11 protein-coding genes and 1 tRNA gene are annotated in these 14307 nt (G+C 63.2%); 7 read left to right on the forward strand and 5 right to left on the reverse strand.

What is annotated here, in order from left to right; translation table 11 throughout:
- Positions 1-76: 76 nt before the first annotated feature.
- The 5 genes from DXD56_RS02970 to DXD56_RS02990 all read right to left on the reverse strand — a co-directional run bounded on the left by DXD56_RS02970 (position 77) and on the right by DXD56_RS02990 (position 6165).
- A complete protein-coding gene (locus tag DXD56_RS02970) occupies positions 77-1381 on the reverse strand; it encodes a tetratricopeptide repeat protein (RefSeq protein ID WP_233524911.1) in 1305 nt (434 codons plus the stop codon).
- An 11-nt stretch (positions 1382-1392) separates the two neighbouring features.
- Entirely contained in the window at positions 1393-1935 is a 543-nt protein-coding gene (locus tag DXD56_RS02975) for a peptidylprolyl isomerase (protein WP_055249980.1), read from the reverse strand.
- Positions 1936-2042: 107 nt separating this feature from the next.
- On the reverse strand, positions 2043-3185 hold the full coding sequence (locus DXD56_RS02980) for a zinc ribbon domain-containing protein (RefSeq protein ID WP_158549290.1): 1143 nt from the start codon (positions 3183-3185) through the stop codon (positions 2043-2045).
- Positions 3186-3288: 103 nt separating this feature from the next.
- Positions 3289-6012 carry an HAD-IC family P-type ATPase gene (locus tag DXD56_RS02985; RefSeq protein ID WP_117639959.1) on the reverse strand — a complete coding sequence of 908 codons (2724 nt, stop codon included), beginning with the start codon at positions 6010-6012 and terminating at the stop codon, positions 3289-3291.
- Positions 6013-6088: 76 nt separating this feature from the next.
- A tRNA-Arg gene (locus tag DXD56_RS02990) sits at positions 6089-6165 on the reverse strand.
- A 204-nt stretch (positions 6166-6369) separates the two neighbouring features.
- On the opposite strand from DXD56_RS02990, the gene aroF reads away from it, so the two are divergent.
- The 7 genes from aroF to DXD56_RS03025 are packed head-to-tail and all read left to right on the forward strand — an operon-like array spanning position 6370 to position 14305.
- Entirely contained in the window at positions 6370-7392 is a 1023-nt protein-coding gene (gene aroF / locus DXD56_RS02995; RefSeq protein ID WP_117639961.1) for a 3-deoxy-7-phosphoheptulonate synthase, read from the forward strand.
- Between the two features lie 3 nt (positions 7393-7395).
- Positions 7396-8310, forward strand: coding sequence for a prephenate dehydrogenase/arogenate dehydrogenase family protein (locus DXD56_RS03000; RefSeq protein WP_117564237.1), 915 nt, complete (start codon positions 7396-7398; stop codon positions 8308-8310).
- A 36-nt stretch (positions 8311-8346) separates the two neighbouring features.
- A complete protein-coding gene (gene aroB / locus DXD56_RS03005) occupies positions 8347-9453 on the forward strand; it encodes a 3-dehydroquinate synthase (RefSeq protein WP_117639963.1) in 1107 nt (368 codons plus the stop codon).
- Positions 9447-10766 carry a 3-phosphoshikimate 1-carboxyvinyltransferase gene (gene aroA, locus DXD56_RS03010; protein WP_117639965.1) on the forward strand — a complete coding sequence of 440 codons (1320 nt, stop codon included), beginning with the start codon at positions 9447-9449 and terminating at the stop codon, positions 10764-10766. The genes aroB and aroA overlap by 7 nt, the downstream gene beginning before the upstream one ends.
- Position 10767: 1 nt before the next feature.
- Positions 10768-11865, forward strand: a complete 1098-nt coding sequence (gene aroC / locus DXD56_RS03015) for a chorismate synthase (protein WP_117639967.1) — start codon at positions 10768-10770, stop codon at positions 11863-11865.
- A 43-nt stretch (positions 11866-11908) separates the two neighbouring features.
- Positions 11909-13054: a prephenate dehydratase gene (gene pheA / locus DXD56_RS03020; protein WP_117639969.1), complete on the forward strand. Its 1146-nt coding sequence runs from the start codon at positions 11909-11911 to the stop codon at positions 13052-13054.
- Complete coding sequence (locus DXD56_RS03025) at positions 13055-14305, forward strand: shikimate kinase (protein WP_117639971.1); 1251 nt, start codon at positions 13055-13057, stop codon at positions 14303-14305.
- The last annotated feature ends 2 nt before the right edge of the window (positions 14306-14307 follow it).

Below are 14307 nucleotides of genomic sequence, written 5' to 3' on the forward strand. Positions count from 1 at the left end.
TAGCTCATCATACTAGGGCAAGCCCGGCGCCTCACTTGCGGTGAAGCGCCGGGCAAAGCTAAATCCCATAAGGTCACTACTGGTTGTCAGCAGCCGAGAAATCCATATCAAGCGAAGAAACGGCCCAGCCGATATGGTTGTCGGAGCGCACGAATTTGACGGTGTACTCCTGCTCGCCGCCCTTGGACAGCGATGCCTTCACCTTGGCGGTCGTCTCGGTCATGGACTGATCCATGCCCTCGACGGACACGGTGGCACCCTGCGGAATCGAGGAGATGATCATCGACTTAGCGTCCTCGGACAGGCTCGAGGCCAGGCAAGACTCGGCCTTTGCGGCGTCACCGTCGCCGGCAGCCTGGAACAGATCGGTAACGACAGACTCCTGAGACGGGAAGCCAAAGCCGCGCGTGTAGGCAAAGCCCAGACCGCCCGCGGCGATCAAAATGAGCAGAAGCAGCACGATGAAGACTTTAAGACCCGTGTGGCGATGGCGACGACGGACCTTGGCCTGCTTACGATCCTGACGGTCCTGCTGGACCATCTCGGACTCGGACAGCGTAAAGAAGCCGGTGTCCGAGGGATCGGGCATAAACTGACCGGTCGCGCCCGTAGGATCGAGCGGATCGACGGCAGGAGCGTCCATCGCGGGCGCCGGAGCCGTGGCCATAGCCGTCTGGGCAGACAGCGCGGCAAGCGAATCGTGCACGCGGGCAAGCTCATCGGCCTGCTCGGAGGTGAGCTGGTAGATGCCATCGGCAGTAGCGGCGTTAAAGGCGTCGAGTGCGTCGGAGGGACGGCCGGCGGCAGAAAGCGCCTGACCCATGCCGGCGTTGAGCGCACGCGTGTCGTCGCGGGGGCCGGCAAAGTCGATAGCCGTGCGGTAGGTCTCCACGGCATCCGCCGGACGGCCGAGCTTAATGAAGCAACGACCGAGCTCGCCGAGTGCGGCGGCAGGAGCCGGATTGGCGCCGTCGATGGCAGCCTGACGGAAGGCAGTTCCTGCGTTGGCATAGTCGCCCGACTGGAACAGCGCATTGCCCAGGCCCAGATAGGCCTTGAACGGCGTGGCATAGGAAGCATCCTGCGTAGCAGCAGAGAACGCCTGAGCGGCCGTCGTGTAGTCGCCCACGGCGGCAAGCGCCTTGCCGCGGTTGGTGAGCAGCGCGCCGCGCTTGCCGTAGGTGCCGTCGTTGAGGGCGGCGGCATAGGCCTCGGCGGCCTCGGCATACATGCCCAGGTGCATCAAGGCGTTGCCACGAAGGTGATCTGCCTCGCCCATAATCTCATCGGGAGTCTTTGCCGCCCCAAGCATCTGGGCTGCAGCGGAAAAATCACCCGCGCGGCAAGCGGCGCGGCCCTGTTGGATCAGCTGGCTATTCAAGGAAGTCCCCTTTACTCGTGAACGATCTCGACATGGACGATCTCGTCGCCGGCACGCAGCTGCGAAATCACATCGAGACCCTCGACCGTGGTACCAAAGACGGTGTAACCGGAATCGAGGTTATGCTGGGCACCCAGGCAGAAGTAAAACTGCGAACCCGCGGAATCGGGGTCCATGGAGCGTGCCATGGCAAGGGCACCATCAACATGGCTGTTGCGCGGATTGGTGGCAAACTCGCCCTTGATGCAGTAGCCGGGGCCACCGGTACCGGGCATGCCGTCGGGGCCCTCAAGGCCGGCAGCGACGTCGGCGCCGGACATATCGCGGGTATTGGGGTCGCCGCCCTGAATGACAAAGCCGGGCACATAGCGATGGAACTTAAGGCCATCATAGAAACCCATCGTGGAAAGCTCGCAGAAGTTCGCGACATGAATGGGAGCGCCCTCGCCGTCAAACTTGACCTTGATGGTACCCTTCGACGTCTCGATTACGGCGCACTCGTCGCCGACAAGCTGATACTCGGGCGTGTAGAGCTCTTTCTTAAAACCAAACATGTGGTTCCTTCCTCGTGCGTTTAAAGCATATTTGTACGAATTGTAGCAATAAGCACGGGCTTACATCAATTGCGCACGTAGGTTATGCCGACTATGGCGAACTAATTTTAGGAACGCTGCTGCGGCTTCCAGGAACCCACATTGGCGTCGTACTGGTTCAGCGCGCTGTTGCCACCCTGCGCGATGGGCGCCAGGATCTCGCTTTGGTGGGAACTCATCGACTCGCCATCGGGAATGGCCAGCGAGATGTCCCAGCTCTGGCAGATCACGTCGACGCGCTCATACATCCACTCGGCAAGCTGCTTTAAGTGGGCGATGTCATCCGCATAGACCGTATCGTCCTGTACTTTCAGGTTGTTAAGCTCATCTTGCGTCTTTTTTATCTGGTCACGCAGGGCGTAGGCACTCTGCGACAGCTCCTGACGGGTGGACAGCGGCGTTCGGAGATAGCCGTTGTTAAAGGAATCGATGACCTCGCCGATCTGGTCTTCGTCAGCGTAGGACACGATGGTCTGATACAGACCGTCGAGCCTGGTATAGAGCTGATCATCGGTGAGCACGGTTTCTTCCTGGACCACCTCGGCAGAATCGTCCTGCTTGGTATCGTCCTCAGTCGCCTCGCCCTTTTGGCGCGTGGGGAAGGTGGTTTGTGCAGCTTGGCCAAACTGGTCGTAGAAGCCGGGCATAACACCCATGGGATCGGTCGTCACGAACCAATAGGCACCGCCGCAAACGACGGCAAGGACCGCGATGACGATAAGCGGCTTGGGAATATGACGCTTGTGCTTGTGATAGGCGTCCTCGTCGGGGTGCACCTTGCGCTTGGGTTTTTGAGCATCGTCATGCAGGGAAACGGGCATGGGAATATCGACCTTGGGGATACCGAAATCCTTATCAAAAGCCGGCAGCACGCAGGTCTCATTGGGGTCGGCGGCGTCTGAAAGCACCGCAGCGGCAGAGGCCGGCGCATGCGGCACCTCGGTATCGATCTGCTCTTGCGTTAGGCGCGGAAAGCCCGCCGTGCGGCCCGCTGCCAGGTCGGATGCTGCCGCGTCCTCGGAGAGGATACCCGGAGCGGGGCGTCCGCATTTGGGGCACGTACGATCATGCGGAGAAAGACGGGCACCGCAGCCCTCACAGAACACGAACTCGGTGTGCTCCGGACCATCGCCCGGACCCACATAGGCGTTGCAGTAGGGGCAGAACGAGGCGCCGTCCTCGATGGTCTTAAGGCAATGCGGACAGATCACGGCATCCTCTTTTCGAAGCAATTCAAACAATCGAGGTTAGAGCATAACATCGCAACGGCCCCACAGGAGCAAGGCACCAATTCAACATCGCCAGGGCGCGTAGTTACTTCTTCTTTTTGCTTGGCATCGAGACCTTAATGCCCTGGGCCGATTTGGTCACGCGGGAGCGCTTGGCACCGGCGCTCTTCTTTTTCTTGGGTTGGGTCTGCGCCACGCCCTCGAGTGCACGGGCCTCGGCCTCGCGAACGGTGCGAGCTTCGCGGCGCTGCGCCATGTCGGCGGCGACGCGCATGGCAAAACGCTCCGCCGTCGAACCCGTCGAGCTCACCTTACCGCCACCGCGACCCAGGCGGACGCGCACACCGCGGCCAAAACCAGTTGCGGCATGACGACGACGCGGCTTAAGCGAATCCATCATCGTGGCGAGCTTAAAGAACACCGAGCAGGTAAAGGCCACGATGACAGCCAAGATAACCATCTGGCCCATCGACAGGTTGGCAATAGACAGCAGCTCCGGGAATCCGATAACGCCCACCAGGATGCTGGCGACTACAAACACAAAGAGCGCCACGCGCAAGGGTGTGAGGGGCTGCGAGATACGCCAGATCAGGCTGACGCTCGCCGCGCACGACGTAAGCAGGCACATCGTAGACAGCGTGAGCTGGCTAAAGCCAAACACGCGCGCCACAAAGATATCGAGCGCCGCGGCCATAATGACCGCAAGCGACGCCGGCAGCGCACGCTTGAGCACGTTGGTCAAAAACGCACCCTTCACGCGAGCATTGTTGGGCTCCAGGCCCAACACAAAGCCCGGCGCGCCGATGCAGAAGAAGCTAATGAGCGTCATCTGGATGGGCTCGAAGGGGTACGGCGGCAGCGCGATGCACAGCGCCGCCAGGCCCATCGAGAACAGCGTCTTGGTCAAGAACAGCGAAGCCGAACGCTGCAGGTTGTTGATGGAGCGACGGCCCTCGGCCACCACGGCGGGCATCGAGGCAAAGTCGTTGTCGACGAGTTCGATCTCGGCCACGTTACGCGCGGCATCGGAGCCGGCCGCCATGGCCACGGAGCAGTCGGCCTCCTTGAGCGCCAGCACGTCGTTGACGCCGTCGCCTGTCATGGCCACGGTGTGCTCGCGGCGCTTGAGTGCCTGCACGAGCTCGCGCTTCTGCTGCGGGGTCACACGACCAAAGACATGGTAGCGGTCCACTGCGGCATCGAGCTTGGCCGGCGTATCGAGCGTCGTGGCGTCCACATAAGCGTCCGCCCCCGGCACGCCCACCACGCGAGCGATCGACGACACCGTACGCGGGTCGTCGCCACTGATCACGTTGAGGGTCACGCCCTGCTCGTTAAAGTAGCCGATGGTCTCGGCCGCCGAGGTACGAATCTCGTCGCGGATGGTCACAAAGCCCACGGGCTCGGCCTCGCCCGCCATATCGCCATCGGGCGTAAAGCCGTCCACGCGCGCCACCACGAGCACGCGGCAGGTATCGGCAAGCTCGGCGACACGGTTCTCGACCTGGGCAAACGCACGATCAGAGAGCACAAACTGCGCCGCACCCATCACATAGGAGCCCTGCGCAAACGACGCGCCGCTCCACTTTTTGGAGGACGAGAACGGAATGACCGACAGCGGCTCAGACACCTCGACCGGGCGATCTGCGTAATAGTTGAGCAGCGCCTGGCAGGTCTCATTGGCATCGGCCGAAGTCGCACGCGCCACGTTAGCCAGCGCAAAATCGAGCACCGTGGTATCGACGGGAACGGCGGCTTCGCCCTCCCCCGCGCCCATGCCAAAGCCCTCGATCGGCAGCGGATACGTGCCCTCGACCTCCATGCGACCCGACGTGATGGTGCCTGTCTTGTCCAGGCACAGCACGTCGACGCGCGCGAGCGTCTCGATGCAGTAGAGCTGCTGCGCCAGCACCTTGCGGCGGGCCAGGCGCACCGTGGCGATGGCGAGCACCGACGAGGTCAGCAGCACCAGGCCTTGCGGGATCATGCCCAGCAGGGCGCCCACCGTGGACAGCAGCGCCGACGAGGGCACGCGGCCGGCCAGCAGCTCGGAGAAGCACCACGAAAGCGCGCTATCGCCCGGGGTTCCCGCGGCATCCCACAGCTCGCTCACACTCGAGGAAAACAACGCCAAACCGAGCGGGATCATGATGATGCTCGCAAACCGCACGATGGCGTTAAGCGCGTTCATGATCTCAGAATTGACCTTTTTGACGTACTTGGCCTCGTTATTAATTTTGGCTACGTAGTTGTCGGCGCCGACATGGATCACGCGGGCGCGCAGCAGGCCCGAGTCGATAAAGCTGCCGCTCATGAGCTCAGAACCAGGCTGTTTCTTAATAAGATCGCTCTCGCCCGTCAGCAGGCTCTCATTCACGAGCGCCTCGCCCGAAACCACCACGGCGTCAGCGGGGATCTGGTCGCCGCGCCCCAAGCGGATGATGTCATCGAGCACGATCTGGTCCAGGTCGAGCTCCACCTCGGCGCCGTCGCGCACCGCGATGGCCTTCTTGGAGGTCAGCAGCGTGAGTTTATCGACCATCTTCTTAGAGCGCATGGACTGGATGACACCGATGGCGGTATTGAGAAACACCACGAACAAAAACGTCAGGTTCTTAAACGACCCGGTCACAATGACCAGGAGCGCCAAGATCACGTTGATCAAATTGAACAGCGTGCAGAGGTTCTCGATGATGAGCTCTTTGACCGACTTGGTCTTGAGCTCCATGTTGCGGTTGATCTTACCGACGGCGATGCGCTCCTCGACCTCGGCGGTCGAGAGTCCGCGCTCGATATCCGTTGCTGCCATACCACGTCCCATCACGTCGCGTCGGTATAAGAAAAACTGCCCGGACCATGCGAGGTTCGGACGGTCTCACGTTCGATGGTGCCCCATGTTGGATTCGAACCAACGGCCTTCTGCTCCGGAGGCAGACGCTCTAATCCCCTGAGCTAATAGGGCCAACGTTTGGCATTATACCCAAGTGCACCACGGGCTATCAAAATAAAAGAAAAAGCTTTGCAATTCCGGGGAAGACGCGGCGCAACGGCTCACTTTAGAAGGCAAAAGCGAATCAGATAGTATAAACTCTCATGCACCATATATACACGGCTCGCGATGCGGGCCGTTTTTGCAAGGGTTATCCATCGAGGTGAGAGGCACACCATGATTGCAATTTTAAAAGAGAGCGCCAGCGACGAGGCCGTCAGCCATATCGTCAGCTGGATTGAGAAAAAGGGCCTGAAGACCGATGTCTCGCGCGGCGAGAATGAGACGGTCATCGGCCTGGTGGGCGATACGACCAAGATCGACCCGTTCCTGCTCGAGTCCATGGATGTCGTCGAGCGCGTGCAGCGCGTCTCCGAGCCGTTCAAGCGCGCCAACCGCAAGTTCCACCCCGAGGACTCCGTCATCGACTGCGGCCACGGCGTCAAGATCGGCGGCGATCAGTTCCAAGTCATTGCCGGCCCGTGCTCCGTCGAGGGCGAGAACCTCATCCGCATCGCCCGCCGCGTGAAGGCCGCCGGTGCCACGATGCTGCGCGGCGGTGCCTACAAGCCCCGCACTTCCCCGTACGCCTACCAGGGCATGGGCCCCGCCGGTCTGGACCTGCTGTGCGAGGCGTCTGCTGAGCTCGACATGCCGATCGTCACCGAGATCATGGACCCACGCGACGTGCAGGTCTTCCTGGACAAGAAGATCGACGTCATGCAGATCGGCGCCCGCAACGCCCAGAACTTCCCCCTGCTCAAAGAGGTCGGCAAGACCAAGACTCCGATCTTGCTTAAGCGCGGCATGTCCGGCACGATCGATGAGCTGCTCATGGCCGCCGAGTACATCATGAGCGAGGGCAACGACAACGTCATCCTGTGCGAGCGCGGCATCCGCACCTTCGAGACCCGTACTCGCAACACATTCGACCTCAACGCCGTGCCGGTGCTGCACCACCTGTCGCACCTGCCCGTCGTCGCCGACCCCAGCCACGCCACCGGCTACACCCGCTACGTTGAGCCCATGGCGCTCGCCGCGACCGCCTGCGGTGCCAACGGCCTGGAGATCGAGGTCCACGACGAGCCCAGCCGCGCATGGTCCGACGGCGCTCAGGCCCTCACCCCCGATCAGTTCGACGACACCATGCGTCGCATCCGAGCCATCCGCGAGGTCGTCTGCCAAGAGACCATGGAGTAGCCCATGGGTACAGTGAGAAACGCGCGCGTTAACCAGGGCGGCCCCAAGTGCGCCGGCATCGTCGGCCTTGGCCTCATCGGCGGCAGCTTTGCCCGCGGCTATGCGCAGGCGGGCGTTCGCGTGCTGGCCTGGGATCCCGATGACGATGTCATGACCGCCGCCAGCATGGGCACCGTCGCCGGAGAGCTCAACGACAAGACACTCGGCGAATGCGACATCATCGTCCTGGCTTGCTACCCCGAAGCCTGCATCGAATGGCTCGAGGCACACGCCCAGGCACTCGCCGACGCCACCGATACCGAGGCCATCATGGGCCCCGTGGTAATTGACACGGTGGGCGTCAAGGGTATCGTGTGCGAGCGCGCCTTTGAGCTTGCCCGCGAGCACGGCTTTTACTTTGTGGGCGCGCACCCCATGGCGGGCACGCAGTACTCGGGCTATGCACACTCCCGCGCCGACCTGTTCCAGGGCGCCCCGCTGGTGCTCGTACCGCCCGCGGTGGACGATGCGCTCAAGCTGGAGCTTTTGGGCCAGGTGCGCGAGATGGTGCGCCCCTTGGGCTTTGGCAAGTTCAGCGTGACCAGCGCCGCCGAGCACGACCGTGTCATCGCCTTCACGAGCCAGCTTGCGCACGTGGTATCCAACGCCTACGTCAAAAGCCCCACTGCCCAGGTCCACCACGGCTTTTCGGCCGGCAGCTACCGCGATCTCACCCGCGTGGCGCACCTCAACCCCCAGATGTGGTCCGAGCTCATGATCGACGACGCCGACGCGCTCGCCTTCGAGATCGACCATCTGATCGAATCGCTTGGCGCCTACAGCCGCGCGCTCAAGGACCGCGACCAGCGCTATCTGGAGAATCTCCTTGCCGAGGGCGACCGCATTAAGCGCGCACTCGACGACGAGGCCTCCCACTAGACAACCCATCACGCCAGGTCGAAAGGACCGAAGCTTATGGCGATTACCATCGATATCGACACTGCACGCCCCTACCAGGTGCATGTTGGCACGTTTTTGCTGGAGCAGGCGGGGCCGCTCGTGCGCGCCACCGCCGGCGGCACCAAGGCCGTCATCGTGACGGACACCAACGTGGGCCCGCTCTACCAGATGCCCGTTAAGCAGAGCCTGGAGGCGTCAGGCTACGAGGTGAGCATCTGCACCTTCGAGGCCGGCGAGGCCCATAAGCGCGCCGAGACCTACGTTGCCATTTTGGAGTTTGTGGCCGAGCACGAGCTTTCGCGCTCCGACGTGATCGTGGCACTCGGCGGCGGCGTCGTGGGCGACGTGGCGGGCTTTGTAGCCGCCACCTACATGCGCGGCTGCAAGTTTGTGCAGATCCCCACGAGCCTGCTCGCCATGGTGGATTCGTCGGTGGGAGGCAAGACCGCCATAGACCTGGCTGCCGGCAAGAACTTGGCCGGCGCCTTTTGGCAGCCGAGCGTGGTTATCGCCGACGTGGGGTGTCTGGCCACCCTCACGCCCGAGCAGTTCGCCGACGGCTGCGGCGAGGTCGTCAAGCACGCCGTGATCGCCGACCCGGAGCTTTTCGCCGAGCTGGAGAAGACCCCGCTCACGCTGGAGCTGCTCAACCGCGATGTGGCCCGCGTAGCGCTCATCATCGCCCGCAATATCGACATCAAGCGCGCCGTGGTCGTCGCCGACGAGCGCGAAACCAACCAGCGCAAGCTCCTCAACTTTGGACACAGCGCCGGACACGCCGTCGAGGCCTGCGAGCACTTTGAGCTCGGACACGGCAACTGCGTGTCGATCGGCATGGGCATCATCACGCGCGCCGCGGCCCTGCACGGTATTTGTGATGTCGAACTTCCCGGCCGCATCGAAGAGCTCTGCGCCCGTCATGGCCTCAAGACTCGCTGCGAGCTTTCGGCCGACGCCATCTTTGCCGAGGCGCTGCACGACAAAAAACGCGCCGGTGACACTATCGACTTGGTGATTCCGCACGGCATTGGCCGCTGCAGCATCGACCGCACGCCGCTTTCCACTTTCCACGAACTCATTGCCGAGGGCCTCGGCCAGAAGGGAGACGCATCCGCATGCTAGCCCGCATCACCCCGTCCCCGCTTAAGGGCACCGTTCCCGCCATCGCGTCCAAGTCGATGGCGCATCGCCTCATCATCTGCGCCGCGCTTGCCAACGGCGAGACGCACGTCACCTGCAACACCACCTGCGCCGACATCGAGGCCACGGTGCGCTGCCTTACGGCACTGGGTGCTCGCATCGAGACCGTCGAGGACGGCTTCCAGGTCCACCCCACCATGAAGAGTGTTGAGTTTGGCCTGCTCAAGGCCCTTGCCGGCGGCACGCTTGACTGCGGTGAAAGTGGCTCCACGCTGCGCTTTATGCTGCCTGTCGCCTGCGCGCTGGGTGCAGAAGCAACTTTTGTGGGTCAGGGGCGCTTGGGCGCCCGCCCGCTCTCCCCGCTCTCGGACGAGATCATCGCCGCCGGCTGCGACCTACAGGGTCTGGGCGGTTTTCCGCTCAAGACGAGCGGCCGCATGCGCCCGGGCACCTTTGTGCTTCCGGGCAACGTGAGCTCGCAGTACATCTCGGGCCTGCTGCTGGCAGCCCCGCTGCTGGCCCAGCCCTCCTGCGTGCAGGTAACCGGCCTCATCGAGAGCCGCCCCTACATCAACCTGACGATCCAGGCCATGAAGGCCTTTGGCGTCGAGGTCAACGTCGAGCGTATTCCGGCCAAGGACGGCCAGCCCGAGGTCACGAACTTCCGCGTGAGCAGCGGCTCGTACCGCACGCCCGGCAGCGTTGCTGTCGAGGGCGACTGGTCCAACGCCGCCTTTTGGCTGTGCGCCGGCGCTATCGGCGCCGACCCCATCACCGTGGAGGGCGTATCCCTGAGCTCCGCGCAGGGCGACCGAAACGTGCTCGCCGCGCTTTCGCGCTTTGGCGCCCGCATCGTGCGCTCCACCAACGCCGCCACCGTGCAGTCCGACAAGCTCGCCGGCTTTGAGATGAGCGCCCACGACATTCCTGACCTGGTGCCCGTCATCTCGGCCGTAGCCTCGCTGGCGCAGGGCCGCACCTTTATCCGCGATTGCGCCCGTCTGCGCATCAAGGAATCCGACCGCCTGGTCACGACCACCCGCGAGCTCACCGCGCTGGGCGCGCAGGTGCGCATTGCCGGCGATGACCTCATCATCAAGGGTGTCGATGCCTTAACCGGCGGCGAGGTCGATTCGCACAACGACCATCGCATCGCCATGATGGCCGCTATCGCCGCGAGCCGTGCCACCGGCGAAGTTGTGATCCACGGCGCCGAGGCAGTCAACAAATCCTATCCCGATTTCTTCGACCACTACCGTCTGCTGGGCGGCAAGGCCACGCTCGAGGAGGAATAGCATGTCCTCGACCTTTGGCAACGTATTGCACCTGAGCATCTTCGGCCAGTCGCACTCCCCCGCTATCGGTTGCTCGCTCGACGGCATCCCCGCTGGTATTGCCGTGGATCAGGAGCAGCTGCAGGCCTTTTTGGACCGTCGCGCCCCCGGTCGCGACGAGACCGCGACCAAGCGCCGCGAGGCCGACGCCGCGCATATCATCGCCGGTGTGGTCGATGGACATACCACCGGCGCGCCCATCGCTGCGATTATCGAGAACACCAACACGCGCTCCAAGGATTACTCCGAGCTGCGCCGCAAGCCCCGTCCGGGACATGCGGACTTCCCTGCGCGCGTGAAGTATCACAACATGCACGATGTCGCCGGTGGCGGGCATTTCTCCGGCCGCCTGACGGCACCCCTGTGCATCGCCGGCGGCATTGCGCTGCAGGCGCTCGAGGCCCGCGGCATTAAAGTGATGGCGCATGTGGCGCAGATCGGCGGCATCTCCGACCTGCCGATGGACGACATAGTCTATCGCGAGGCCGACCGCAAGGCGATCCTTACGAACGATCTGCCGTGCATTGATGCCGCCGCAGCCGGCCGCATGCGCGAGGAAATCCTAGCCGCGCGTGACGAACTCGACAGCATCGGCGGCATCGTGGAGTGCGGCATTTACGGGCTTCCCGCAGGCATCGGCGACCCCATGTTCGACGGCATCGAGAACCGCATCGCGCAGATCGCGTTTGGCATTCCCGCCGTAAGGGGCGTGGAGTTTGGCATGGGCTTTGCCGTGGCCGCCATGCGCGGCAGCGAGAACAACGATCCGTATCGCATCGATGCCGAGACCGGCGAGATCGAGGTCGAGTCCAACAACGCCGGCGGCATCCTGGGCGGTATTTCGACCGGCGCGCCCGTCATGTGGCGCATGGCCGTAAAGCCGACACCCTCCATTGGCCGCGAGCAGCAGACGGTGGACATGGACGCTATGGAAAATGCCGAGCTCTCGGTCCACGGCCGCCACGATCCCTGCATCGTCCCGCGCGCCGTCCCCGTGGCCGAGGCAGCCGCCGCCCTTGCCATCTGGGACGCCCTCCTCGAAGACGCCGCCCAGCGCTAACTACCCACCCCTCAACATCCCCCGACACGTGAAAGGGGTCTCCATGGACCTTGCTGACATCCGCCAGGCCATCGATGGCATCGACACCACGCTCCTCAATAGCTTTGTCGAGCGTATGGACATTGCCACCGAGGTCGCCAAATCAAAGATCGAGATGGGCAAGGCCGTCTTTGACCCCGCCCGCGAGCGCTCAAAACTCAACAACCTCGCCAGCCGCGCGCCCGAGCGCTACGAGGCGCAGACCATCACCCTGTTCCGCCTCCTTATGAGCATGAGCAAGGCCGAGCAGCAGCGCTACATCAACGAGCTCAAGGGCATCACCGTCTCGCAAAAGGCCCACGCCACGGCTGCAGCCTTTGACACGCCCTTCCCTCAAACGGCCACCGTTGCCTGCCAGGGCGTGGAAGGTGCCTATAGCCAGATCGCCGCGTGCAAACTCTTCGACGTGCCCGACATCGCGTTTTTCGAGACCTTCGAAGGCGTTATGCGCGCTGTGCGCGACGGCTTCTGCGAGTTTGGCGTGCTGCCCATCGAGAACTCCACCGCCGGCTCGGTCAACGCCGTCTACGACCTGCTCGCCCAGTTCGACTTCCACATCGTGCGCTCGCTTCGCCTCAAGATCGACCACAACATGCTCGTCAAGCCCGGCACCAAGCTCGCCGACGTGCGCGAGGTTTACAGCCACGGCCAAGCCATTGCCCAGTGTGCGGGCTTTATCGAGTCCCACGACCTGCACGCCACCAAGTACCCCAACACCGCCATGTCGGCCGAGATGGTCGCCAGCTCCGAGCGCACCGATATTGCCGCCATCGCATCGCGCAGCTGCGCGGCACTCTATGGCCTGGAGGTGCTGGAGCCCAACATCCAGGACTCGGACAACAACTACACGCGCTTTGTCGTCATCAGCCGTGAGCCGCGCGTCTATCCCGGTGCCAACCGTACCTCGCTCATGATTACCACGGCCAATGAGCCGGGCGCCCTCTACCGCGTGCTCGAGCGCTTCTATGCGCTCAACATCAACCTCATCAAGCTCGAGAGCCGCCCCATCCCCGGCCGCGACTTTGAGTTTATGTTCTACTTTGATCTGGACTGCCCCTTTGGCAGCAAGGCCCTCGACGACCTGCTCGATTCTATCGACGACGTGTGCGAGAGCTTCACCTACTTTGGCAGCTACACGGAGGTGCTCTAGATGACCGATACCGCCGCAACCCGCCCCTACGGAGTGCTGGGCCGCGTGCTGGGCCACAGCTACACCCCAACCATCTACAAGGAGCTCGCTGGGCTCGAGTACGTGCGTTTTGAGCGCGAGCCCGAGGATCTTGAGGCCTTTATGACGGGCGACGAATGGGAGGGCACCAACGTGACCATCCCCTACAAGCGCGCCGTCATGGAGTATCTGGACGAGCTGAGCCCGCTCGCCGAGCGCATGGGCAACGTCAACACCATCACGCGCCTGCCCGACGGCCGCCTGCGCGGCGATAATACTGACTACTTTGGTTTTCAGTGCCTGGTCGAGGAGCTGGGAGTTGAGGTTACCGGCAAGAAAGTTCTCGTGCTCGGCGCCACCGGTGGCGCCGGCACCACGGCGAGCATGGTGCTGGGAGACCTGGGCGCCATCGTCGTACCCGTGGGTCGCACGAGCGAGGTCAACTACGGCAACATCGCGCAGCAGTCCGACGCCGCCCTGCTCGTCAACTGCACGCCTGCCGGCATGTTCCCCCACTGCCCCGACGCGCCTTGCACGTTCGAAGGGCTCGATGCGCTCGAAGGCGTTATCGACATTGTCTACAACCCCGCCCGCACGGGCCTGATGCTCGAGGCCGAGCGCCGCGGTATCCCTTGCATCGACGGCCTGCTAATGCTCGTGGCCCAAGCGGCGCAAGCCGTTGAGCGCTATACCGGCCAGGTCACCCCGCGCGAGCGCATCCTGGACATAACGGAGCGCTTGTCACGCCGCGAACAGAACATCGCGCTGATCGGCATGCCGGGCTCGGGCAAGACCCGCGTGGGTGAGCAGATTGCCCTGCTCACGGGTCGCGAGCACATCGACCTGGACCGCGCCCTCGAGGAACGCCTCGACATGCCCTGCGCCGACTTTATCGTCGAGCGCGGCGAGGCCGCCTTCCGCGAGCAGGAGACAGCGGAGCTGGCCGACATTTCCAAGCGCAGCGGCCTGGTGCTTTCCACCGGCGGCGGCGTGGTCACGCGCGACGAAAACTATCCGCTGCTGCACCAAAACAGCCAGATCGTGATGCTCAACCGCAAGCTCGACGAACTCGCCCACAAGGGACGCCCTATCACCGCCCGTGATGGCATCGATAAACTTGCCGAGCAGCGCATGCCGCGCTACCGCGCCTGGGCCGACTACATCATCGACTCACGCGACTGCGCCGCCAACACCGCCCAAGCCCTCCTCGACACCCTCCCACCCGCCCTCTAACC

The sequence above is a fragment of the Collinsella sp. TM06-3 genome (assembly GCF_003436395.1).
Lineage (GTDB): Bacteria > Actinomycetota > Coriobacteriia > Coriobacteriales > Coriobacteriaceae > Collinsella.